The sequence below is a fragment of the Shewanella ulleungensis genome (assembly GCF_014648315.1).
GTDB lineage: Bacteria > Pseudomonadota > Gammaproteobacteria > Enterobacterales > Shewanellaceae > Shewanella > Shewanella ulleungensis.
In genome coordinates this window covers 220945-245054 of the sequence record NZ_BMQW01000005.1, presented here as the reverse complement: position 1 = coordinate 245054, position 24110 = coordinate 220945, and the positions used below count along the sequence as shown (strand labels likewise).

General features: G+C 42.7%; 18 protein-coding genes. 13 read left to right on the top strand and 5 right to left on the bottom strand.

Going from position 1 to position 24110, the window contains the following annotated elements:
- Positions 1–145 precede the first annotated feature (145 nt).
- Complete coding sequence (locus tag IEY40_RS11870; protein WP_188956401.1) at positions 146–1513, top strand: MFS transporter; 1368 nt, start codon at positions 146–148, stop codon at positions 1511–1513.
- Positions 1514–1592: 79 nt separating this feature from the next.
- Positions 1593–2333 carry a single-stranded DNA-binding protein gene (locus tag IEY40_RS11865; protein WP_188956399.1) on the top strand — a complete coding sequence of 247 codons (741 nt, stop codon included), beginning with the start codon at positions 1593–1595 and terminating at the stop codon, positions 2331–2333.
- A 108-nt stretch (positions 2334–2441) separates the two neighbouring features.
- Here the strand turns inward: IEY40_RS11865 and hmpA are convergent, their stop codons facing one another.
- On the bottom strand, positions 2442–3623 hold the full coding sequence (gene hmpA / locus IEY40_RS11860) for an NO-inducible flavohemoprotein (RefSeq protein ID WP_188956397.1): 1182 nt from the start codon (positions 3621–3623) through the stop codon (positions 2442–2444).
- Positions 3624–3807: 184 nt separating this feature from the next.
- Between hmpA and norR the strand changes: the two genes are divergently transcribed.
- A complete protein-coding gene (gene norR / locus IEY40_RS11855; RefSeq protein ID WP_188956395.1) occupies positions 3808–5388 on the top strand; it encodes a nitric oxide reductase transcriptional regulator NorR in 1581 nt (526 codons plus the stop codon).
- A gap of 53 nt (positions 5389–5441) precedes the next feature.
- On the opposite strand, the gene IEY40_RS11850 is transcribed toward norR, so the two are convergent.
- Both IEY40_RS11850 and IEY40_RS11845 read right to left on the bottom strand, forming a co-directional pair.
- On the bottom strand, positions 5442–5738 hold the full coding sequence (locus IEY40_RS11850) for a DUF3861 domain-containing protein (RefSeq protein ID WP_188956393.1): 297 nt from the start codon (positions 5736–5738) through the stop codon (positions 5442–5444).
- Between the two features lie 33 nt (positions 5739–5771).
- On the bottom strand, positions 5772–6263 hold the full coding sequence (locus tag IEY40_RS11845) for a DUF2798 domain-containing protein (protein ID WP_188956391.1): 492 nt from the start codon (positions 6261–6263) through the stop codon (positions 5772–5774).
- A gap of 213 nt (positions 6264–6476) precedes the next feature.
- Here IEY40_RS11845 and IEY40_RS11840 point away from each other — a divergent pair, with 213 nt between their 5' ends.
- Both IEY40_RS11840 and IEY40_RS11835 read left to right on the top strand, forming a co-directional pair.
- Positions 6477–7226 (top strand): DUF1499 domain-containing protein, encoded by a 750-nt coding sequence (locus tag IEY40_RS11840; RefSeq protein ID WP_229777087.1) that lies wholly within the window; start codon positions 6477–6479, stop codon positions 7224–7226.
- 189 nt (positions 7227–7415) lie between these two features.
- On the top strand, positions 7416–7985 hold the full coding sequence (locus IEY40_RS11835) for a DUF7010 family protein (RefSeq protein ID WP_188956387.1): 570 nt from the start codon (positions 7416–7418) through the stop codon (positions 7983–7985).
- A 90-nt stretch (positions 7986–8075) separates the two neighbouring features.
- Here IEY40_RS11835 and IEY40_RS11830 read toward each other — a convergent pair whose 3' ends face one another.
- The gene (locus IEY40_RS11830) at positions 8076–9866 is read right to left on the bottom strand and encodes a flavocytochrome c (protein WP_188956385.1); all 1791 of its coding nucleotides are present in this window, start codon (positions 9864–9866) and stop codon (positions 8076–8078) included.
- A gap of 271 nt (positions 9867–10137) precedes the next feature.
- On the opposite strand from IEY40_RS11830, the gene IEY40_RS11825 reads away from it, so the two are divergent.
- From IEY40_RS11825 to IEY40_RS11815, 3 genes are read left to right on the top strand one after another with little or no spacing between them, the layout of a single operon-like run.
- Positions 10138–10356, top strand: a complete 219-nt coding sequence (locus IEY40_RS11825) for a hypothetical protein (RefSeq protein WP_188956583.1) — start codon at positions 10138–10140, stop codon at positions 10354–10356.
- Complete coding sequence (locus IEY40_RS11820; RefSeq protein WP_188956384.1) at positions 10259–12220, top strand: ATP-binding protein; 1962 nt, start codon at positions 10259–10261, stop codon at positions 12218–12220. The genes IEY40_RS11825 and IEY40_RS11820 overlap by 98 nt, the downstream gene beginning before the upstream one ends.
- 15 nt (positions 12221–12235) lie before the next feature.
- Positions 12236–13615, top strand: coding sequence for a sigma-54-dependent transcriptional regulator (locus IEY40_RS11815; protein ID WP_188956382.1), 1380 nt, complete (start codon positions 12236–12238; stop codon positions 13613–13615).
- An 18-nt stretch (positions 13616–13633) separates the two neighbouring features.
- Here the strand turns inward: IEY40_RS11815 and IEY40_RS11810 are convergent, their stop codons facing one another.
- Positions 13634–15991: a sensor domain-containing diguanylate cyclase gene (locus IEY40_RS11810; protein ID WP_188956380.1), complete on the bottom strand. Its 2358-nt coding sequence runs from the start codon at positions 15989–15991 to the stop codon at positions 13634–13636.
- Between the two features lie 316 nt (positions 15992–16307).
- Here IEY40_RS11810 and IEY40_RS11805 point away from each other — a divergent pair, with 316 nt between their 5' ends.
- Genes IEY40_RS11805 through IEY40_RS11785 form a run of 5 tightly spaced genes read left to right on the top strand, consistent with a single transcriptional unit; the run spans position 16308 to position 24050 of the window.
- The gene (locus IEY40_RS11805) at positions 16308–17711 is read left to right on the top strand and encodes a TolC family protein (protein WP_188956569.1); all 1404 of its coding nucleotides are present in this window, start codon (positions 16308–16310) and stop codon (positions 17709–17711) included.
- Positions 17708–18910 (top strand): efflux RND transporter periplasmic adaptor subunit, encoded by a 1203-nt coding sequence (locus IEY40_RS11800; RefSeq protein ID WP_188956378.1) that lies wholly within the window; start codon positions 17708–17710, stop codon positions 18908–18910. The genes IEY40_RS11805 and IEY40_RS11800 overlap by 4 nt, the downstream gene beginning before the upstream one ends.
- A gap of 2 nt (positions 18911–18912) precedes the next feature.
- The gene (locus IEY40_RS11795; protein ID WP_188956376.1) at positions 18913–22086 is read left to right on the top strand and encodes an efflux RND transporter permease subunit; all 3174 of its coding nucleotides are present in this window, start codon (positions 18913–18915) and stop codon (positions 22084–22086) included.
- Between the two features lie 18 nt (positions 22087–22104).
- Positions 22105–22794: a response regulator transcription factor gene (locus IEY40_RS11790; RefSeq protein WP_188956374.1), complete on the top strand. Its 690-nt coding sequence runs from the start codon at positions 22105–22107 to the stop codon at positions 22792–22794.
- Complete coding sequence (locus tag IEY40_RS11785) at positions 22791–24050, top strand: sensor histidine kinase (protein WP_188956372.1); 1260 nt, start codon at positions 22791–22793, stop codon at positions 24048–24050. The genes IEY40_RS11790 and IEY40_RS11785 overlap by 4 nt, the downstream gene beginning before the upstream one ends.
- The last annotated feature ends 60 nt before the right edge of the window (positions 24051–24110 follow it).

The following is a 24110-nucleotide window of genomic DNA, read 5'->3' as shown; positions in this document are numbered from 1 at the left end:
GATTAATGAGCGATTAAGTTTAGTAAATCATGAACTAAATGAAGCATAGGTCGCAAACTACGATTTCCTTTTGAGCTAATTTATGGCGCTGTGATAATATGCGCAGCTAATCGTTTCATTGAATCATTTTTCGAAGGGCAATTGCATGGCCGGTAATGGACTGTCAGGTATAGAGAAAAAAGTCGCTTTTTCGTTAGCCAGCGTATTTGGTTTACGAATGATGGGGCTGTTTATGATCATGCCTGTCTTCGCGTTGTATGGTCAGCACCTAGAAGGCTTTTCACCGTTATGGGTGGGTATTGCTATTGGTGCTTATGGACTCACTCAGGCTGTGCTGCAAATCCCAATGGGGATTTTGTCAGACAAGTATGGTCGTAAGCCGATTATTTTAGGCGGTTTGGTGCTATTTGCCATTGGTAGCTTAATTGCTGCCTCGTCTGATCATATTTACGGTGTTGTGTTTGGCCGTGCTGTACAAGGTATGGGAGCTATTGCTGCCGCCGTGTTAGCTTTAGCCGCTGATTTAACCCGCGACGAACAACGCACTAAAGTGATGGCCGTAATAGGCATGTGTATCGGTTTTTCTTTTGCATTGTCGCTGCTTGTTGGGCCGATTGTGGCGCAATACATGGGCTTAACCGGGCTGTTTTTCTTAACAGCTGTGCTCGCGGTAGTAGGTATGTTGATAGTGCAATTTTTTGTACCTAATCCTATTACTCAAGCGCCTAAAGGTGACACAGTTGCCACTCCAACTAAATTAAAGCGCATGTTATTAGACCCGCAGTTATTCCGTTTAGATGCTGGTATTTTTATTTTGCATTTAGTATTAACTGCCGTGTTTGTTGCTTTACCGCTAGATTTAGTCGATGCCGGTTTAATAAAAGAAAAGCATTGGATGCTGTATTTCCCTGCATTTGTTGGCGCATTCTTTTTAATGGTGCCACTCATCATTATTGGCGTTAAGCGTAATAACACCAAAACCATGTTTCAATTGTCACTTATGATTATGATGTTGGCCTTGGCCATCATGGGGATTTTTGCGGACAATATTTGGATGCTAAGCGCTGCTGTTGTGCTATTTTTTACTGGTTTTAATTACCTTGAAGCCTCGCTGCCAAGTTTAATTGCTAAATTTTGCCCTGTCGGTGAAAAAGGTTCCGCGATGGGCGTGTATTCCACCAGTCAATTTTTAGGTGCATTTTGTGGTGGTATGTTAGGCGGTGGAGCGTATCAATTAGTGGGAGCCTCAGGGGTATTTTTTGTAGCTTTAGGACTGATGTTTGTGTGGTTGTTATTAACGATAGGTATGCAAAAGCCTGTGTTGTTAAAAAGCTATACCCTTGAAGCCAATATAAAAGATAAAAATGATGCACAAATTATGGCCACCGAATTATCGCAATTGGCGGGTGTAGTTGAAGCCATTGTAGTGTTAGAAGAGAAGGTCGCTTATTTAAAGGCCGATGATAAATTCAATTTAAGCGAAGCGCGAGCTGTGTTAGGCTCTGTACAATAGGTCGTGTAGATCATTTCGTTAGAATTCAGATTAAATAAATTCAGATAAAGTAAACAGATAAAAATCTCAGGAGATTTCGATGGCTAGTCGTGGTGTGAATAAAGTGATTTTGGTCGGTAACTTAGGTAAAGATCCTGAGGTTCGTTACATGCCAAACGGCAATGCCGTAGCCAACTTTACAATAGCGACAAGTGAGTCGTGGAAAGACCAACAAGGTCAAGTGCAAGAGCGCACTGAATGGCACAATATTGTGATGTACCGTCGTCTTGCTGAAATTGCTGGTGAGTATTTAAAGAAAGGCTCTAAAGTTTACCTAGAAGGTAAATTGCAGACCAGCAAATGGCAGGATCAGGCTACTGGTCAAGATCGTTATAAAACCGAAATCAATGCGATGGAAATGCAAATGCTAGACGGTCGTAATGCCGGTGGTGATAACGCAGGTGGTCAAGGTCAGTACAATCAAAGCCAAGGCCAAGGCCAGTACAACCAAAACCCAAGCCAGGGTCAGCAAAGTATGGGTCAGCCATCTCGTCCGGCTCCTGCCGCATCAGGTGCTGCTCCTGCGCCACGTCCGCAGTATAACCAAGCTGCACCGGCAGGAAATACCAATACTTACCAAGGTCAGTCAAATGCTGGTCAACAAGGTGGTTATCAGCAGCCAGCTCCAGCGCAACAAGCTCCTGCTTATGCACCTAAGCCTGCTGCTCCACAAGGTAATTTCCAACCACAAAATGCACCGGCTCAACGCCCAGCGCCACAGCCTGCACAAAACTTCACTCCAGATTTGGATGAAGGTTGGGATGACGATATTCCGTTCTAGCCCGGAGGCTTAGCTCTGAGTTTAGAATGTTAATAAAAAGCCCTGACAGTAATGTCAGGGCTTTTTTGATCTCTTCGCTCAAACTCAAGTGTTGATGCTGTGGCTCAGTTAAGCGGTTAATGATTCAGCTGGGCCAAAGAACTCATAATGAATTTGGTTCGCCGGAACACCTAAGCTGGTGGCGATAGCTAACGCGACTTTCATAAATCCAACGGGGCCGAGCAAATAAAACTCTACATCTCGGTCTGCTGGCAATTGAGCTTCAATTATTGTGGCGTCAATAAATCCTGTAACATGCGGTTGGCATTGTGCTTCTGGCTGGCTGTAAATATAGAGCGGCTTGATATTGCTGTTGACTGCGGCAAGTTCATCTACGTGCTGTTTAAAGGCGTGTACTTCGCTGTTAATCGCGGCATGAATAAAGCGAATGTCACGGCCAGATTCTGCTTCAGTGTTTAGCATGCTGATGGCTGGAGTAATCCCGACACCGCCAGTGAGCAACACTAATGGTTTTGCATTTTTACGTAAGATAAAGTCACCGCTTGGTGCGCGTAACTTCACTTTATCACCAAGTTGAATATTGTTATGTAAATGGCTGGATACTATGCCATTTGGCTCTCGTTTGACGCTAATTCTGAGATAATCTTTGCCTGCAGCATCTGACAAGCTGTAATTACGACGCATCGCAACGCCATCAAGATCGTCAAACACGATTGTTATAAATTGTCCCGCTTCAAAATCGGGTAAGCCTTGGTTATCAAAAGGCTGAAAGTAAAACGAGGTGATAAGTGAGCTTTCATCTTCACGTTTCACTAAAATGAACTCACGCTCGCCGCGCCAGCTACCTTCTTTTTGCTCGTTGGCCGTGTAAATAGACTCTTCTGCAGCAATCAAGATATTGGCTAATTGGCCGTATGCTTTGGCCCATGCATCAATCACTTCATCTGTGGCGGCATCACCTAATACGGCTTTAATGGCTTGTAATAAACAGCTGCCCACTGCGTCGTATTGCTCAGGTAAAATACCTAATGCAGTATGTTTCTGAACAATTTTACTCACGGCATCGCTTAAGTTACCTAGCTCATCAATATTGGCGCCATAGGCAATCACTGCGTTTGCTAATGCTTTAGGTTGCGTGCCTTTGTCTTGGTTCGTTTGATTAAAAAAAGGTAGCACTTCAGGGTGCTGAGCAAACAATAAAGGATAAAAATGGCTAGTGATGTCATTAGCGTAAATTTGCAGTGCTGGCACTGTGGCTTTAATAATTTGTACAGTTGCAGTATCTAACATTGATGAGTCCTTTTGGGATTAAATTGCGATAAACTTCAATTGTTTATCTGCGATACTCTTGTGATACACATAATGTGCCAATATTTATGCAATTGTTTTATATATAAAAATATACTTAAAGGTTAAATTGACCTAGATCAACAAGTGTGTCAAATTAACCTAAATTGGGTTAATTTGACTTACTATGAATATTTCTCCTTTCATTGATATTGTAGAAGATTTAAATCGCGACTTGGTTAAATCGGAGCGTTATTTACGACTCATTAAAGCGATTCAACGCGCTATTCCTTGTGATGCTGTGGCTTTATTAAAACTCAAGCAGGATTACTTAGTGCCAGTGGCAGTGGTTGGGCTAAAACAAGAAGCGCTTGCTCGACAATTTTCTATTCATCATCATCCACGATTACAGCAAATACTCGCCAGCCCATACATTACCCGTTTTGATGCCGACTCCAGCCTTGCCGATCCTTATGATGGTTTGGTTGATGATGGCAGTGAGCAATTGCATGTACATGATTGTATGGGCAGCACTATTTATGTTGATGGCAAAGTGTGGGGCGTACTCACCCTTGATGCGATGCAGGCGGGCAGCTTTGATGCTCTTAATCCAACAGAAACCCGAGCATATATTGCAGGGGTGGCAGCAGCGATTAAAACCAGCGAATATATTGAGGCACTTGAGGCCAAGGTTGAGCAAAGTCATCAAGTTGCTCAGGCAAGCTTAGGACCCTCAACTATTATTGGCAAGAGTGTGGCGATAAACGCATTACAAGCCGATATTGATACCGTAGCCAGCAGTGATTTATCTGTGCTGATTTCGGGGGAAACTGGTGTGGGCAAAGAGTTAGTCGCGAAGAGTATTCATCAGCAATCACGGCGTAATTTACAGCCTTTAGTGCAAATTAATTGTGCTGCATTGCCTGAGAGTATTGTCGAAAGCGAGTTGTTTGGTCATGTTAAAGGTGCGTTTTCTGGGGCGGTAAGTGATCGCTGTGGTCGTTTTGAACTGGCTGATGGTGGCACGCTATTTTTAGATGAAGTGGGCGAATTGCCACTAGCGGTACAGGCTAAGCTATTACGAACACTGCAAAATGGCGAAATCCAACGCGTCGGCAGTGACAATATTATTGTGGTCGATGTCAGGATTGTTGCGGCAACGAATCGTCATTTACAGCAAGAAGTTAAAGAAGGGCGTTTTAGGGCAGACTTGTATCATCGTTTGAGTGTTTATCCTTTACCTGTGCCGCCGTTACGCGAACGTGGTAAAGACGTGATTTTACTCGCGGGTTATTTCTTAGAAAAATGTCAGCATCAATTGGGCGTCACCAAACTGAGATTACAGCAAACAGCGATAGAACAGCTTATGCATTATGATTGGCCTGGCAATGTACGTGAATTAGAGCATCTATTGAGCCGAGCAGCATTAAGGGCGATAAGCGAACAAGGTCGTCATGCCAGCATTATCAGTATCAATTGTGCTCATCTTGGAATGGAGTTTACGACACAACAATCTCAAGTCACATCCGAATTAACCAAAGCGCACAGCGAAGATACTCCTTCAACAATCGAATTTGCAGATATAGAAACCTACGGACTACGCAATGCAACCGATGAATACCAACGCCAAGTGATTCAAGCGGTATTAGCTAAGGAGCGGGGCAATTTAGCTGCGGTAGCCAGAACGTTAAAACTTGACCGAAGCAACCTCATTCGTACCATGCGCCGTTTGGATATAGACCCCTATGCAGGGTTTATGTTGGTATAAACCCGTGGGGTATAGTGTTCAATACTGAGTATTTAGCCATAAATAATGAACGATTAACTCAGTATACTTTTAATGGTGGTTTTTAAGTTTTGCATAAAGGTTTTAAAGTGAGGCATAAAATCAATAAACAGCGGGTGTTTACGGTTTTGCATCATTAATGGGCCTAACAAACGTAAACCAACACTTAAGATAGTGGCTTCTGACTCCGGGAGTCCACTGCCTTTTTTAAGGTTCTCAACGAGTTTAAACAGATCTTCTCGGTCTTGGAATTCAAACTGTAATGGTTGAGCTGCTTCGTTATCTGGATGAATTTGCTCGACGGTAATTCGATATTGGTTTTCTTTGCTCATGCTGAATTCCTCAATAAGTTATGGGTAAATAAGTTAACTTTTTAAAAATCGTTCAATTTTAGGTTTTATGGTTAATGATGTGATTACCATTAACGTTAAGCCTAATGGCAGCGCGGCGAGTAGCGCATCAAGCCAGTGGCTAAACAGTGCAGAATAACTGTTAAAACCCATGTTATTAATCGAAGTAGACAGTGCCATTGCAGATTCCATGGTAAACGCCATAAACAGCCCGACAATAATGTTGCGCTTTTTCTCACTGGTATCGGGCAGCCATTTTTCAACAATTTGAGTTAATACAGCCATTAAGATAAACCCCGCAGGCATTACGGTTACTGCAGCAAGTAGAAATGATGTTAACCAATCATTGAAAAACGTCTCGCTAAATCCAATATTGATGTATGTCATTAAACCGATTAACGAACCGCCCATTAAAATCATCATTGCCATTACCACGAGGATTTTGTACGCCAATGGCGTTTTTTTAGGATTAAGCATGGGCAATGTGGTAACTGTTTGTGAGTGCATTATGATTCTCAAGTCTTTAAAATAAGGTAATTATATAGTAGATTTTGTCAACTATATTGCACTTGGTTGATTGTGTCAACTAGTTTGGGTGTGAGGTTGGTTTTGTTAGGCTATGCGATACTTGAATGATTTTTCTTATGAGAGTAGAAATTTTTTCTCATAAACGTAGGTCAATATAGACAATAATCATGATTTTTTTACAGGATGGATGTAATGCAAAAAAATGTTATTAGTACTATTGCGTTGGTGGTTGCATTGGTTGCGGTAATCGCCGCTGGTGTGATGGTGTTTGGTTCGTCTATGGGGCTGTGGGACCCGATAACGGGCTTTATTGCGAGTCGTAAATACCATAATGTGCTCGGATATATGGTGGTGGCATTGGCGCTAATGAGTTTAGTCAGCGGTATGATGATGAAGACTGATAACCCTAAAACACGCGGTACCGCAAAGTCAGTCGTAGCATTACTATTGGGGATCGCGATGTTGTCGCCCATGTTGAAGGGGCTCATTATCGAGCCGGTAAAGTACCCACCGATCCATGACATTACGACAGACACACAGAGTCCTCCGCAATTTGAGTTTTTAACCGACAGCCGAATCGGTGCTAAAAATACTTTAGTGTATGGCGGGGCCGACATTGCCGCGCAGCAGTTGCAAGCCTATCCTGATATTCAACCGATACAGTCGAATTTACCCGCTGAGGCTGCGTTTGCAAAAGCCCTTGATGCTGCTAAAGCAATGGACTGGGTGATTGTAGACCAACAGCCTAAAACGCTGCGGTTTGAGGCGACCGCGAGAACGCCATTTTTCAATTTTGCTGACGATATTGTTGTCGTGGTGACGAGAATAGAGCAGGGTAGCCGTATTGATTTACGCAGCGTATCACGCATAGGTATTGGCGATGCGGGTGTAAATGCAAAGCGTATTCAAGAGTTTAGTGAGCGATTTGCTGAATCGTTATAGCTGTTGCAGGAGATGAATGCACCAGGTTTGTTAAAGAAGAGCACTTAGGTGCTCTTTTTGATGGTTAAAACTCTGCTTTAAGCTCACTGCAGCAAATGACATTTGTCATTGCTTATTGCTGACAAAGCACACTACTGCTCGATTAGTGTTTTGCTGATAATAAATCCATACCAACAAGGAGGCTTTATCATGCAACATAAATCATTGGATCAACAGTTAATTGAATACCGTCAGCAACGTGCTTTAGCTATGCCCTTATCTGGCATGATTGTTTGGAGTATTTTATTTGCTTTAAGTTTTATGTTACCCGCCTCACAAATGGTAATGGCAATTTTTATCGGTACAGGCTCAATTGTGTATTTGGCCATGGGGGTATCTAAGCTAACGGGGGAAGGCTTTGGTTTTAAGAAAGTGGCTAATCGAAATTGGTTCGACAATGTGTTTTTAGCCGCGGTAGGGATGAGCTTTTTAACCTTTGGTATTAGCATTCCATTTTTTATGGAAAACTATCTTGCACTCCCTTTTGTGTTAGCGATTCAAACAGGCTTAATGTGGTTAGTCCATGGCGTGATAGCTGCGCAAAAAATTGCCATAGTACATGCTATTGTTCGCACTATTGCCTGTGTGGTTGCTTTTCAGTTATGGCCTGAATTGAGCTTTCAAATTCAACCGTTAATCGTGGTGTTGTGCTATGGCTTTACTATCCCCGTTATGCAGTCTCATTGGCGCCAGCAACAAAAAATGGCATTGAGTGTTTAACTCTTTTTACTGAGTATTATTGAATAAAAAAAGCCACAGCACTGGGCTGTGGCTTCACTGATACTAGCAAATCAGTTAATTCTAAATTGCTTAGTTCTTTTTAGAATATTTTGCAGCTTCTTCACCCGCTAAGCGACCGAATGTGATGATGTCTGAAATCGCATTACCCCCTAAACGGTTAGCTCCATGAACACCACCTGTGACTTCGCCAGCGCCATATAAACCAGGAATCACCTGTTTTTTAGCATCCATGACTTCGGCTTTCGTGTCGATCATCACGCCACCCATAGTGTGGTGTACACCAGGTGTGATTTCGATAGCGTAGTAGTTACCTTCGTTTAGTGCACGTGGTAGATTTGGACGTTCAAAATCAGTGTCCTTACCGCTGGTGACTAAACTATTGTAGCGGGCGACAGTTTCAGTTAATGCTTTACCGTCAATACCTTCCATTTCGCCTAATTTAACTAAGCTGTCAGCCGATGGAGCGACACCTAAACCGACATATTGGTTAATTTTAGACAGTGATTTGCGCACAGAGTCATCAAAAATCAAATAAGCGGTTTTGCCTGTTTGTTCTAAGATGGCTGCAGATGCTTTATCACGCGTAGTGATTTCGTTGACGAAACGCTTACCTTCACGGTTAACCAAAATCGCACCATTACCACGCACCGCTTCGGTAATCATCACACCACCCTTAACAGATAGTGTTGGATGCGCCTGGATATACTGCATGTCTTTCAACGCGCCACCGGCATTTTCAGCAACATCTAAACCATCACCTACTGCACCAGGTTGGTTGGTAGAGATAAAGCCTTTTAATGAAGGATCTAGCTTAGAAACACGCTCGTTATTTTTAGCGAAGCCACCGGTTGCCAAAATTACCGCGTCAGCTTTAACCCAGTAGTATCCTTTATACATACCTTTAACGAGGATACCTTTTACTTTACCGTCATCAGTTTTAAGCACTTCGATACCACGAGTGTTCATGCGTAAGTCAATGTTACGTTTAACGGCATTATCGTAAAGTACTTGTACAACGTGAGCACCTACACCAGCACCACCGGTTGGGCGGTGTGAGCGTGTAACTGAGGCGCCGCCCATCATGCCGACGTCTGATAAATCGGCACCCATTTTGGTCATCCAATCAACAGAATCTTTAGAATGTGAGCTTAAGATTTTAACTAAAGCAGGGTCGTTAATGTCTCCGCCACCTTTCATGGTGTCTTTGTACATAGTTTCAGGGCTATCAGTAATGTTTTTGGCTTTTTGTTGGTCAGTCCAAGCTGCATTCATACCGCCGGCTGCTAACTTAGCGTTACCACCAATAACGGGTTCTTTTTCAATAAGAATAACTTTAGCGCCGTTGTCATGTGCTGCAACTGCGGCAGAGAAACCTGCACCACCTGAACCGACAATAACAACATCAACTGTGTCGCGCGGAGCACTTGCAAGTGCAGCCTGACGTTCTGCTTTGTCTTTGGCTAATTCAGCAATAGTAGGTTCGTCACGTTGCCATTTCTTAGCGTATGGCATGTTAAAGTCGAAGCTGTGGCATGAGTCGCAATACACCATCGATTTTTCGTGAGCGCTATGACATGAAGTACAAGCCACTTCGCCAGGAAAGTGAGAGGCGTGGGCATTGTAGTGTTCATGTTTTGTGGTTTCAGCTACTTCAGCTAATGTACCGTGGCACGATACACATTGGGCATTTTCATAGGTTAAACTGTCATTAGATAGCTCGCCATCTGCGGTATGGCAGCTATCACACTCTTGGTTTTCTGTATGGAAGTCGGCTAAGTTGTCAGCCGCGACAGCATTACCCATTAAGCCTGCTGTGCCCATTAATGTGGCAAGACATACTGCAAGTTTCATCTTTTTCATGTTGATTCCCCCTTCTATTCCTTAATGACATTTGCCTATTAATGATAGAAGTTCTTTTATTGTTTTAACCAGGCTGAAGTGAGTTTCACTCCACTCTATAATTTCGCTGTTATGTTGAATCGAGTTGATCAGCTATTTACTTTGCTCACAATAAGCTTCACCCATAAGGCTAAAACCAGCAACGAGATAGGCTATTACGAGGAAGGAAATGACTGCTAAATCACAGGCCTCAAAATGAGCTATGCAAACATGCATAGCTATAAAGGGGTATATGCAATTTTGCATAGTGAATGTGGCGCTAGATCACACAGGGCAAAGTGAAGTACATAATGATTTACTCATATGCGGAATGCTGCACAGTTTCATTTTGGCTAAATCGATAACATGGACACATGAGATTGATATTGTTGTGCCTTATTTGTATGACTCTGCCAGTGCTGGCGCAAGACAGCATTGTTTTTGGCGTGCACTCAAATACGGCGCCGCTTGAATGGCGTAATAATGGAGTCGATCAAGGTTTTAATATTGAGCTAATGAATCGAATTGGCCAGTTAACCAACAAGCGGATTATTGTTCGTCGCAAAAGTTTTCAGCAACTGTTGCACGATGTGCATAACCCAAATAGCGACATTGATGTGATTACTGTGGTGAGCCCAGTAAATATGGACCGTCAGTTAGCGCAATCGGATCCTATTTATGCAACCCATGCTAAAGCCTATACCTTACAGGGTAAGGCATTAATCAATAACTGGGCGGATTTAGTGGGTAAGCGTGTCGCCATTAAAAAAGGTGCTTTTGTTGATGTATATTTGTCTGACAAACTACAAAAATTTGATCGGGTCGATGTTGACCTTTATGAGACAGGCTTTCAATTACTGATTAAAAATCAGGTCGACGTGGTGATTGCAGAAAGTTTTGTTGCTCGGCGCTTACAGCCTATGTATCCATCGGTGCGAAGCTCCAGCGATGCTTTAATTTACGGTGCGTTTAATTTTGTCGCCAATGCCACTAAAGCCGAACAGATGAACCAGATTAATGATGCATTAAGACAATTAAAGCTGTCGGGTGAATATGATCTACTGGTCAATAAATGGTTTGGCACTGGCCGCGAAAAAGTCGATTTAACCTTTACTGAAAAACGCCTGTTCGCGCTTGCGATTGTGGTTGCCTTCATTTCTGCTGCGGGTTTGGTTTACACCGGATTTATTAGTGCTAGTTTACGTCGTCATGCTAAAGCGCTAAATGCAGAATTAACACAACGTAAACTGATTGAGGCAGAGATATCTGAACTGTCGCAACAGTTTCAATCAGTGCTCGATGGTATTCCCAATGGCGTAACCATAGTCAATCAAGCCTTGCAGCATTTATGGAGTAACGATAATAATATTCATTTGTTAGACTCTGCTGAGTTTTACTACATCGACAATGATGTATTTAATCTTAAAACAGCAGTATTCAACGTATTATCCAGCCAGACGTCATTCACTGCGGACATGCGCTATCAGCAACAATTTTGGCAGTTGCAACTTCACCCTATTGCTTACGACCAAGTCGTCATATTACTCGAGGAATCAACCGAGCAGCATCGCTTACGTCAGGCCAATGAAGAAGCCAGTCGATTAGCGTCATTAGGTGAGCTGTCTGCTGGGATAGCCCATGAAATTAATAATCCAACGGGGTTAATTGTCCATGCAGTGTCGTTATTTAGCGCCGCGATGAAAGACTTAACTCCTGCCGCTAGCCATTATCAAAAACAAAATCCTTTTTGGCTTATTGCTGGTTTACAACCTGATGTTGCCATTAAAGAATTGCAATACAGTTGCGGCTCCATTGAAGAGGGTGCTAAACGTATTAGCCGAATTGTGAATGATTTAAAACGTTATGCCATGCCGCATATCGCCGATGAATATACCCGCGTGTGTTTAAATGATGTGGTTCAAGTCGCGCAGCGGTTAACGGCAAATCAAACCAAAGCTCATCAAGTGAGTATCATATTATCTGCACTTTCACCTTGTATTAACGGTGACGCTCAACAATTGCATCAAGTATTAATTAACCTTATTCAAAATGCCTGTAACGCCAGTGCTGCAAAACAAGCCGAGATAGTTATAGAAACCAGCGTACAAGATGATAAGGCAATATTAAGCATTGTAGATAATGGTTGTGGCATGAATAGCGCAACATTAAAAAGAATTACCGAACCTTTTTTTACCACTCGGCGCAACGAAGGTGGCAGCGGGCTTGGGTTGTCGGTATGCAGTAAAATCATTAAAGAGCATCAAGGCGAAATGCAAATATTGTCAACGTTAGGCCACGGCACCCGCATTCGCTTAACGTTTGCTTTAGCGCATTAAACTAGGATTTAACCCATGAAGTTAGCTAGAAATATTCTGTTAATTGACGATGAGGCCGCATGGTTACGCACACTCGCCGTGACATTAAACCGTTTGGTGCCTGAGGCTGTAATTGATACCTGTATTGATAGTCGCCAAGTGCAAAGTCGCTTACAGGTAGGTGACTATGCATTGGTGTTGGTCGACCTAACGATGCCATTTCATTCAGGTGAAGAACTGTTAGCGATGATCCGCAGTGATTTTCCTAATACTCGCGTCATTATTGTTACTGGTGTTAATGAAGTTGATACTGCAGTACGTTGCATTAAAAACGGAGCTTACGACTACTTTATTAAAACAGATAATGTTGACGATCTTGCTCGGACAGTTCGCCGAGCATTGGAGGTTGTTGGTCTTGAACGTAACTATTTATACATTAAAGAGAAGTTCTTGAGTCGCACCTTAGATAACCCACAAGCATTCAATAATATCTTAACCTGTGAGCCGCAATTATTAGATCAATTTCGCTATCTTGAGGCCGTATCAGGTAGCTCTGAGCCATTGCTTATCATCGGAGCAAGCGGTACAGGTAAGAGTGAGTTTGCAAAGTCTTGTCACGCACTTTATAGCCCAAATGAGCCATTTATTTTCATTAACCTCGCGGGCATGAGTAGTGAGTTTTTTGAACAAAAAATGTGTGGCCAGTTGTATCATCACCATAATGGTGAGCTTGAAGCTGTTGCGGGTCTATTGCATCAAGTCGGAAGTGGCGTACTTTATCTTAACGAAATTGGTGCGTTGTCGCTTGATGCACAAGTTAAACTTTTAGCATTGCTCGAAAGTAAACAATATTACCCTCTAGGCAGTGACACCGCTTACCCAGTTAAATGTAAGTTTGTGGTATCGAGCCAAGATGATTTACTTAAACTTCATCAAGCTGGGCAGTTTAGAAGCGATCTGCTTTATCGTTTACGGGCGCATAAAATTAAATTACCGCCACTAGCCGAAAGGCAATTAGATATTGCGATGTTAATCAATCATTTCATTTCCATCGCAGCAGTAGAAATGAACTTACCTGCGCCTATTCAACCAACAGATTTAGCACCAAAACTGGCCAGTTATGATTTCCCTGGTAACCTACACGAACTCAAAGGCATGGTCTTTGATGCCGTGAGTAGAAGTGACGGTATCGCCTTGAACACCTCTGCTTTTATGGAGGCGATTAATGAACACAAATCATTAACTGCTACGCCGCAAGACCGTATTGTATTTCCTAAGCAACTGCCTACTATTACCCAAATGAACCAAGCACTTTTAGATGAAGCTATGAGCCGTACAGCCAATAACCAAACCGCAGCAGCACAAATATTGGGGATCAGCCAAAGCGCATTAAGCCGACGTTTAAAGGGTCATTAAGACTTTTTGAGGGTGTTTTTAGCCATTTTTAGTCGATGTGTGTGCAGATAGTTGCTGTGTTTGATTGTCTAACATCCAGACTTTTAGAGCATCTAAAGGCATAGGTCTAGCAAAATAATAACCTTGAATTTGATGGCAGCCTAGCTGAAGTAACTTGTTCACTTCAACTTCCGTTTCAACTCCTTCAGCGATTAAATTCATGCCTAATTCATGGCCGATATTAATAATGTTTTTGACCATAACGTGATCATTTTTCCCTAAAGGGGCAACAAAGCTACGATCAATTTTTAAGGTGTCAAAAGGTAAGTTTTTTAGGCGTTCAAGTGACGAGTATCCGGTACCGAAGTCATCTAAATGAAATTTAAACCCATGGTTCACTAAGCTTTGCATGGTGGGTAATATCTCGCTTTCAGATTCAGCAATCATACTTTCGGTAAGCTCTAAGTGCATTGCAGAAGGCGGTAATTGGTATTTCTCAATACATTGCATAATATCTTTTGTTAGATCGGAATCCCTAAACTGCCTCAGTGACAGATTGACATTACATTGCAGTTCCGGGTAATCAATACGCAGTTCTTGCAGCGCAGCGCCCACCTTATTAAATACTTGCTGCCCTAGTTTGGTAATCATCCCTGATGTTTCAGCAATACCAATAAATTCATCTGGCGGGATAAATTCACTGCATAATTTCCAACGAGATAATGCTTCAAGGCCTATAACACTGCCATTTCTTGCATCAATAATAGGCTGAAACCAAATGTCTAGCTCTTGTTCATTTAATGCTTCTCGCAATGCTTGTTCAAGCTGCATACGGCGAGAGACGATATCAAGGAAATGAATTTTAAAGACGACAACTTGGTTTTTTCCTCTGCGTTTAGCTTCATACATGGCGAGATCGGCATTGCGAATGACATCTTCTTTCGTTGCCGCATATTTGAGCGGAGCAAGCCCGATTGATGCATGTAGGTTTAGTTTATGACCTTCATACTCAAAAGATTCAGCAATTTTCTTAAGTAAGTGTTCAGCAAATGGATGCGCTGCGTCGGGATCTGTGTCTTCTAATAAAATAGCAAACTCATCGCCGCCTAAACGCACTACTGTGTCATCAATCCGCACTTGAGACGTCATTCTTTGGGCTATTAATTTAAGAATATGATCACCAGCCGCGTGCCCTAAGCCGTCATTAAGCAGTTTAAAACCATCAAGGTCGAGTAACAGCAACGTGCAAGAAAAATTAGGCGTTAGCGCATGTTGATGCATATTAATGTCGAGTTTTGCCTGTAATAGGCGTCGATTGCCAATACCTGTTAGTGGATCATGGTGAGCAAGGTGATGTAAATCTTCATGCCGTACCTCTACCTCTGCAATAAATTCATTAAGAGATTGTGCCAGGTTATCTAATTCATCGTGACCTTTTACTGGCCAACGAATGGAAGAATGCGGCTCTTGTCTATATTGGTCAGCCAGTCTTGAAAATATATGCAGTCGGTTTAAGACTTTAAAGTGAACAATCCAATAATTACCAATAAGTGAGACCAGTGTTAAACCCGCCACACTAAACAATAATAATGTAAAGGTGAGATCTCGCTCTGCCTGTAGGTGTGTACCACCTTGCACTTCAGTTTTTGCTGCTAAGCCAGTTAACGATTTAGTGGCTAACCAGAGCTTATTTCCATCATTATTTTGCATTGTGACTGATACTGTCGACTGCGGGCTTGATGGACTTTTTGTTAACTCAAAAGGTACGAGGGTTAATTCACGTAAACTGTTTAACATCGGCTCATCTAAAATTCGAATAAAAAACAAGTAGCCGCTTGATGGAGTATTTTTAAAACTGTTGGTTATCGCCACGCCAGATATCATGATCCCGACGTTATTGTGCCAAATCATTTTACTGGTCACGGTTGTTTGTTCTGGTGACATTAACGATGGTATAACAGGCTGCAGTATTGCCCATAAATCTGCAGGCATCGAGACTAAGTTTCCTGCCTGTGTTATCAGAGGCGTTGACACTTTACTGCCATCTAAATGAGTAAGGATAAGGCCATTTACTTGGATATTATCGAGTGCTTCAGCTGTAAAGTTATCTTCGATATAAGTCGGGTTATTACCGAGAACAAACGCTTCAGTGTCATCCCAATGTGCGTAATCAATAAGACTTGATTCAAATGCTAAATTGTTTTGTTCAAATATACCGTTAACTCGCATCAGTTGTTGTTCGTAAAACTTAGCGTCAAAATTATCAAAGCGTGAATTGATTAAATGGCTCGAAAACCAGAGGAAACAGATACCAACAAATATCAAAAGTGCAGCCATGGCGAAGAGCATCCAGCGGCCCATACTGCTAGTAATCGTTTGATTTTGCGCTATCGCCATTTAACGTATTCCTTGATAACAACCAACCAGTCAATAAGTAAACCTAAAGATTAAGGTACTTGATAATCTTTATTTATAGAATAGGTTAAAACTAAAATATAATAACTAGTTCAGGCGATAATTTGTCTTTCAGCAAATTTATGTTTCCTCTAAAGCTAAGGCTCACATGTAAATGTGCAGCCTCTTTTTAGGTTTACTTCCCATCATATCGATAGCGCTTATTTGTCATTTGATCTTAGCCTTAACCTCTCCTTAACCAGCCCATCGGTATGCTTGTTCCATTATTGTGTAATACACAAGCTGGGAGAAGCACTTGATGATGGTTAAACCTGCTGTACGAAAAGCAATACTTGCACTGATGGTGTCGAGCCTGTTGGGTTGCAGTGCTTTTGATAATACCCATTACGCCGAGCAAGCTAGGCAAACAGAAGCCAAAACAAGCCAGCAGTTACTTGAACAGCTATTAGCGAGTTCGGCTTCTGGTTCACAAGATATACTTGCCCAACCCGTAGCACGATTAACCGATTTAATTAACGTTCCAGAGCTACAAACGTTTATTAAAGCCGCATTGCAAAACAACCCCAGTTTGCAACAAAGCGTGGTCGCGTTAAATATGGCTTATGCTCAGCACGGTATAACTTCAGCGAGTCGTTTACCATCGGTAGATGCTAGCTTTAGTGGCTCATCAACAGAAGACAGTGACGACAGTTACACCACTGACATTACCGTGAGTTGGGAATTAGATTTATGGCAAAAAATCGCTGACAGCAGTAATGCTGCGCTAAAAGATATTGCCAGTTCGCAAGCCAGTTTACAAAGTGCTCAGGATTTGGTGGCAGCTAATGTGATGCGCAGTTGGTTAGACATTAGCCTTCAGCAACAATTAGTGACCATAGAAACGCAACGTTTAGCGGTACTCGAAAATAACCAGGCACTGATTATGGCGCGCTATAGGGTGGGCTTAGGCAGCTTAGAAGACCTTGATAATGCCAATACTAGCGCCGCTAGCACTCGCGCAACATTAGTGAGCTACCATGAGCAGCTTGCGCAAAGTAAACGTGATTTAACCTTATTTACCGGGCAGTGGACGGGCAAAAATTTAGTGGCAGATGTCTCAGCGCAATTCCCTACTGTCATCAATCCAATTAGTTCACTTGGTCAACAAAACCTTGGTCGTCGTCCAGACGTTAAGGCGGCATTTTATAATATTGAAGCAGAATCATTACGTACCGATGCTGCTTACAAGGCAATGTTACCGTCGATCAGCTTATCTGCCAGCTTAACTGACATGGCAGAGTCGCCAAGTGATGCCTTACTCACGGGTCCGTTATGGAGTGTACTTGGGCAGTTATCGGCGCCGTTATTCCAAGGTGGTAAATTGAAGTCGCAAGCCGAATTAGCTCGCTTAACCACTGAGCAGCATTACTGGGTATATCAAGACACCTTACTCAATGCTGTAAACGAAGTTGAAAATACAGTTGGCCAAGAGTATTCCCTTGCTAAACAGCAACAATATTTAACAGAGGCACAAATGAGTGCTCAGCGTAGTTTTGTGAGTTACGAAGAAAAGTATCGCCAAGGTTTAGTGGATATTTTTGACCTACTCACAGTGCAGCAGCAAACCTATGATATTGAAGCGCAGCTTGCCACCACCATTTATAACCGTCTTGTTAACCGCATTGATTTAGGCCTTGCATTAGGTCTAGGGGTATCCGCATGAAACTTAACCGTATGAACGTTATCGTCACTGTATTATCTGTGGGCAGTATTTTTGCTGCATTAGGTTATACCGCCTCTAAATTACCGCCAGCGCCTAATCAAAAAGCCTCAGCTGAATCACCGGTCAAACCGCTTGAGAAAAGTGTGCCGGCAACGTTGTTACCGCAAGTTGGCGTAGTGGCAGTTACTGGCCAAGAGTATCAAGCTGAAGTGATTGGTTTTGGTGAAGCAAGACCGCGCTTTGAGTTAACGTTAAGCGCTGAAGTGAACGGCAAGGTGATTGATCTAAATCGTCAATTTGAATCAGGCCAAGTGATCAAAAAAGGCACGGTATTAGGCCAAATTAATGACACCAGTTACCAGCAAGCATTAACCCAGGCAAAAACCGATGTAGCCCAGGCTGAATTGGATTTATTAGAAGAGCAACGCGAAGGTGAGCAAGCGAAAGCTGAGTGGTTGCGTTCAGGTTTATCTGGCGAGCCAGCATCACCTCTCGTATTACGTACCCCACAATTAGCTCAGGCCAAAGCCGCATTAGAAAATGCTAAGCTTGCACTAAAAAAAGCCCAACAAGATGTGGCTTATACCCAAATTACCGCACCCTTTGATGCGTTGATTATCAGCCGTGATATTCAGCCAGGTAGCTATGTGCAAACGGGCACGCAGCTTGGCACGTTATACAGTGTTGCCGAAGTTGAAATCAACGTCCCATTGTCTGAGCAACAATGGAAAAATTTACCTGCGTTTGATAACGCCCAATTAGCCAAGACGCCTTGGAATGTGACGTTACAAAGCACCGATGGCCTAAAGCAATGGCAAGGATATATTGAACGGGTAGAGCAGCATTTAACCCAAACTAGCCGCCAACGTTCATTAGTTGTGGTGGTCGATGACCCGTTGGCACAGCAAACCGACTTGTATCCAGGTACGTTTGTTAAAACGCAGATAAACGGCAAGTCATTAAACAATTTGTGGCAATTACCTTCATCGGCTATTTCGCAGCAAGGCGATATTTGGTTTGTTGACGATAATGACCTATTAGCTAAGTCTGCTGCCACTATAGTTTTTGAAAAAGCAGGTTTTGTATACGTGATGCCTATGACCACTAAACAAGGCATGCCAGCCACAATGCAAATTGTAAAACGTCCGTTAAGTGGCTTTAAGGTTGGCACCAAAGTGTTGGCTAAGGTAGAGGTATAGTGATGTCAGTTCCTCAATCGACTCATACAGGGGCAATTGCCTGGTTTGCCAGAAATTCAGTAGCAGCTAACTTGCTGTTAATTGGTATTATTGTTGTAGGGCTATTCTCGCTTAATAGTTTACGTAAAGAGGCATTTCCGAGCCTAGAACCTGATCGCGTCACAGTGTCTGTTACTTACGACAGTGGTGACCCAGTGCTAGCTGAAGAAGGCATCGCGATTAAAATCGAAGATGCTTTAGAAACCGTCCCCGGAATTAAACGCATCACCTCAACCTCTAATGCCAATGGCAGTAGTGTGATTATTGAGAAAACCAGCTCGTATGATTTAGATACTTTACTCACTGACATTAAAACCAATGTCGATGCCATTTATAACTTTCCAAGCGAAGCTGAAAATCCAGTAATTGATAAGATGCGCATGCAAGACCATGCGTTATGGATTGAGATTTACGGTGATGCAGACCGTGCAACATTACAGGCATTAGCCGAGCAATTAAAGTCGGATTTACTCAGCCAAGATGCGATTCATGATCTTGAGATTAAAGCCAAAGCTGAGCCAATGATTTCGATTGAAGTTGATGAAGCCAAACTGCAAGCCTATGGATTAACGCTTGCCTCCGTTGCCAGCGCGATAAATGCCGAATCAGCGACATCAATCTCGACTAGTTTGTATAACGACGATAAAACCGTACGTTTAAAAGTGTCAGATCAGGCCTACCAACAACAAGATTTTATGGCTCTACCCATCATCACTAACAGCCAAGGATCGTTAATTACCTTAGGCGATATTGCTACAGTAAAAGACGGTTTTGCCGACGACACCTTTGTGTTGTCGCGTTATAACCAAGCTAACTCAAGCGCAATTGAAATTGTAATGGATGAAAGCGGCGATATCGTAAATATTGTTGAGCAAGCAAAACAGGTAGTTGAAAAGTGGCGTAATTCAACTGTGTTGCCTGCCAATGTCAGCATTGCCACTTGGCACGACAAAAGTACCCTCATTACCGAACGCTTAAGCTTACTGGTTAAAAACGCCCTTAGTGGTATCGCGTTAGTGTTTATTATTTTGGCGTTGTTTTTAAACCTTCGCGTGGCGTTTTGGGTTGCTGCAGGTTTACCGTTTGTGTTCTTCGGTACCTTGTTTTTTATGACCAACAATTTTGCCGGATTAACCCTAAATGAAATGACCACCTTTGGCTTTATTATGGCATTGGGGATCGTAGTTGATGACGCAGTAGTCGTCGGCGAGAGTGTGTATAGCACCAGACAAAAATACGGCGACAACATCGACAACACCATTAAAGGCACGCTTAAAGTGGCAACGCCAACTATTTTTGGGGTGTTAACTACCGTAGTGGCGTTTGTGGCGTTAGCCAATGTAGAAGGGCGCTTAGGGCAAATTTATGCCCAGTTTGGCACTGTGGTAGCAATTTGTTTAATGTTGTCGCTGGTGGAGTCTAAATTTATTCTGCCGTCACATTTAGCGCATATTGATACTAAAAAACGTGCTAAAAAGTCATGGTTTAATCATCTTCAACATGCGGCAGACAGTGGCTTAAAGTGGTTTAGCCGAGTTATTTATCAGCCATTAATTGAGTTTGCCCTGCGTTTTCGTTATGCCGTCGTTATGGTCTTTATCGCGATGTTTATTATTGTGGCCGGCATGCCGATAACTGGCAGTGTAAGAGTGGCATTTTTCCCTGATATTACCGGTGATACTGCAGTGGCTGACTTTTCAATGCAAAATGATGCCAGTTTTGGTCAAACCTATAAAAACTTAACCACTTTAGAGCGCGTAGCAAAAGAAGTTGATGCACAGCTTTCAGCGCAAGTAGCTACCGAGCATAGCGATAGCGAGGTTAAAGACAGTTATCTAACAAGCTTACATGTGTTGGCCAGCAGCAGTAGCTCAGGCCAAGTGCAAGTTGAGTTAGCCCCTAATAGCCCGTATACGCTAAAAGCGTTTACCCTTAAATGGACCGAGGCCGTTGGCCAAATGGAAGGGGTGAAAAAGCTTAAAGTATTAGCAAAAAAAGAAATGCTCGATAATTTTAAAGTAGAAATTAAAGCCAGTGATACGGAGTCGGTTTTTGCTGCTGGCCAGGCGTTAAAAGCGGCAATCGAAACCATGGACGGCGTGAGCGGTATTGATAACAACCTAGACTTAGGTGAGCCCCAATATCGTTTTGAATTAACTGCACAAGGTCGCGCCCTAGGATTTGATACCGAAACCTTATCGGCTCAAATACTGCAGTCGTTTGGCGGTGGTGTCGTTCAGCGTTTTCAACGTGGTAAAGACGAGGTTAAAGTCCGTGTTCGATATCCTGATGACGACCGCCAAACCATAGGTGATATTAAGCTTGCCAATGTGCGTACCAGCGACGGAACCATAGTGCCATTAAGCAATGTGGCAACAATAGTTAATGATTATCAACCATCGAATATTACCCGCATAGACAGTCAACGCGCCGTGTATATTAGTGCGGTGTTAGACAAAGATAAAATTGCTTCCAATGAGTTAGTGAGTCAATTAAAGCAGTCGTTAGTCCCGCAGCTTGAAGTGCAATATCCAGGGGTAAGCTTTAACTTTGCCGGTGAAGCAGAACAACAGGCAGAAACCACTAGCTCTATTGAGTCTATGTTTGTGCTCGCGTTAATCGCTATATATGCTTTGCTGGCCGTGCCGCTTAAGTCATATGTGCAACCTGTTATTATCATGACCGCAATTCCATTTGGCATTGTTGGTGCCATTCTAGGCCATTGGTTGAACGACTTAACCATAAGTATTTTATCGTTAAATGGTATATTGGCGTTAAGTGGTGTGGTGGTAAACGACAGCCTATTATTAGTGTCACGCTTTAATGAATTGATTAAAGAAGAAGGCTTTTCGGTACATGATGCCATTGTTGAATCATGCACCGGGCGATTACGTGCCGTACTGTTAACATCAGTTACTACTTTTGCTGGGTTAGCACCATTATTAGGGGAAACCTCATTGCAAGCGCAGTTCTTAATTCCCGCGGCAGCTGCGCTGGGTTATGGTATTTTGTTTGCCACGGTCATAACCTTGATTTTGACACCATCATTACTATTAATTCAAAGTGAAACAAAAGACTTTATTACTCGTATAATTAACAAGTTACGTTCTAATAATGACGCAACAGTATCGGCATAACACTAAGGAGCCAACTTGATGACAACTGATAAGTTGCAATTGTTGCTGGTCGAAGACGATCTCGACCTAGCCACAGCGGTTATCGAGTATTTTGAGTTAGAAGACATTTTGTGTGATCACAGCGCTAATGGCTTAGCAGGACTTAATTTAATTCAACAAAATCATTATGACGCGGTGATTCTGGATTTAAATTTACCCAAAATGAATGGTTTACAGGTGTGTGAGTCATTACGTTCTCAAGGTATTGATGTACCGGTATTAATGTTGACAGCGCGCGACACCCTAGACGATAAGCTCAGTGGCTTTGCCAATGGCACCGATGATTACTTAGTGAAACCCTTTGCCATGGAAGAGCTTATTGTCCGAGTTAAGGTACTAGCCCGTCGTCGCAGTGGCCAAGTACAACGCCTGAGCGTGGCCGATTTAACCGTCGACGTACAGCAAAAACAAGCTTTTCGCCAAACAGTAGAATTAAAGCTGTCGCCGACCGCATTGAAAATTTTGACGGTCTTAATGCGTGCAAGCCCCAGCCCAGTGTCACGGGAAAAGTTAATGCAAACAGTGTGGGGTGATGAACAGCCCGACAGTAACAGCTTAAAAGTACACATATTTAATTTGCGTAAACAAGTCGATGCCGAGCATGATCACAAGCTACTGCACACCATTAGCGGTTACGGTTTTGCGATAAAGGAAAGCCATTCATCATGAAAATAATCCCTAGCATTCGGCTTTATATATTATTGGCAATGTTGATTACGGGTATCAGTACCATTTTGATTTTATCTGCATTAAGCCTGCATTATTTTATCGCGGGCATGGATGCGTCTTTGCGAGTATCGATGTATGCCCAAGGCCAGCAACAAAATGTAGCAGACGGAAAACCCTATCAGTTTGAATCATTTACAGTCGCCAGTCGTTGGCAAGATCTACCCGAAAAAGTGCGCCAAATTATGCTTGAGCCACCAACAGAATTAAATGTACTGAATAAGGTGATTGTTGGCGGTAACTTAATAAGCCCACCTGATGCGGGTTATTTTACGATGAAAGTGGAATATGGTAATGAAATACGTTTTGTTTCAACGGTATTTGAACGCAGTAAAATCGGTGCCTTTAAGCGAAATGGTCCGCCTTATTTTTTAATCATTTTGCTAACGGCAATATTAGGCATTATTGCTTTTACTGTAGTGCTAATTTTGGTGATGCGCCGTGTTACGCTGCCGATAGAAAGACTCAAAAATTGGGCAAAAGGTCTAAATACTCAACAGCTCGAACAACCGATGCCAGACTTTCACTACAGCGAACTTAACACCTTGGCCGTAATCATCAAAACCAGCTTAAGTACAGTGCAAGACAGTTTAGCGCGAGAGCAACAGTTTTTGAGTTATGCCAGTCACGAACTGCGCACTCCTATTGCAGTGATCCGTACCAATACTGAACTATTACAAAAGTTAATCGCCAAAGGAGCTGGCGCTGAAAAACAAGCACAAGTGGTTGAACGGATTGAGCGCGCCGGACTGACGATGACCGACCTTACCGAAACGCTGTTATGGTTAACTCGCCGTGAAGATAAAAGCTTACCAGTCATAGAGGTGTGTTTAGACCAACTTATTCGTCAACTAGTGAGTGACCTGGCCTATTTAGCAACAGGTAAAGACATCGATATTAGTATTGAAACAGACGACTCTGTTCAACAACTACCAGGCACATTATGCCGCATAATTATGACCAACCTTATCCGTAATGCGCTACAACATACCATGAAAGGCAGTGTTAGCATTGTGCAGAATGGTTACACTGTCAGCATTATTAATCAGTGCGAATCTTACGCTAATAGCAGTGAAGACTTAGGTTTTGGCCTAGGGCTAGAGCTCACCACACGGTTAATTAAACAATATGATTGGCAGTATCAAAATATTGAAACCAATCGCGGCCGTAAGGTGTCTATCGATTTTTCGGTAGGTTAATCGCATTTTGATATGACTGAGCTAATCACTAAAGCCACCTAGCGTGGCTTTTTTATTGAT

Coding starts and splice junctions, on each gene's coding strand:
- IEY40_RS11870 (WP_188956401.1), top strand. CDS start 146: ATGGCCGGTAATGGACTGTCAGGTATAGAGAAAAAAGTCGCTTTTTCG.
- norR (WP_188956395.1), top strand. CDS start 3,808: ATGAATATTTCTCCTTTCATTGATATTGTAGAAGATTTAAATCGCGAC.
- IEY40_RS11850 (WP_188956393.1), bottom strand. CDS start 5,738: ATGAGCAAAGAAAACCAATATCGAATTACCGTCGAGCAAATTCATCCA.
- IEY40_RS11785 (WP_188956372.1), top strand. CDS start 22,791: ATGAAAATAATCCCTAGCATTCGGCTTTATATATTATTGGCAATGTTG.
- IEY40_RS11790 (WP_188956374.1), top strand. CDS start 22,105: ATGACAACTGATAAGTTGCAATTGTTGCTGGTCGAAGACGATCTCGAC.
- IEY40_RS11805 (WP_188956569.1), top strand. CDS start 16,308: ATGATGGTTAAACCTGCTGTACGAAAAGCAATACTTGCACTGATGGTG.
- IEY40_RS11835 (WP_188956387.1), top strand. CDS start 7,416: ATGCAACATAAATCATTGGATCAACAGTTAATTGAATACCGTCAGCAA.
- IEY40_RS11820 (WP_188956384.1), top strand. CDS start 10,259: ATGAGATTGATATTGTTGTGCCTTATTTGTATGACTCTGCCAGTGCTG.
- IEY40_RS11800 (WP_188956378.1), top strand. CDS start 17,708: ATGAAACTTAACCGTATGAACGTTATCGTCACTGTATTATCTGTGGGC.
- IEY40_RS11795 (WP_188956376.1), top strand. CDS start 18,913: ATGTCAGTTCCTCAATCGACTCATACAGGGGCAATTGCCTGGTTTGCC.
- IEY40_RS11825 (WP_188956583.1), top strand. CDS start 10,138: ATGCAATTTTGCATAGTGAATGTGGCGCTAGATCACACAGGGCAAAGT.
- IEY40_RS11815 (WP_188956382.1), top strand. CDS start 12,236: ATGAAGTTAGCTAGAAATATTCTGTTAATTGACGATGAGGCCGCATGG.
- IEY40_RS11840 (WP_229777087.1), top strand. CDS start 6,477: ATGCAAAAAAATGTTATTAGTACTATTGCGTTGGTGGTTGCATTGGTT.
- IEY40_RS11830 (WP_188956385.1), bottom strand. CDS start 9,866: ATGAAAAAGATGAAACTTGCAGTATGTCTTGCCACATTAATGGGCACA.
- IEY40_RS11845 (WP_188956391.1), bottom strand. CDS start 6,263: ATGCACTCACAAACAGTTACCACATTGCCCATGCTTAATCCTAAAAAA.
- hmpA (WP_188956397.1), bottom strand. CDS start 3,623: ATGTTAGATACTGCAACTGTACAAATTATTAAAGCCACAGTGCCAGCA.
- IEY40_RS11810 (WP_188956380.1), bottom strand. CDS start 15,991: ATGGCGATAGCGCAAAATCAAACGATTACTAGCAGTATGGGCCGCTGG.
- IEY40_RS11865 (WP_188956399.1), top strand. CDS start 1,593: ATGGCTAGTCGTGGTGTGAATAAAGTGATTTTGGTCGGTAACTTAGGT.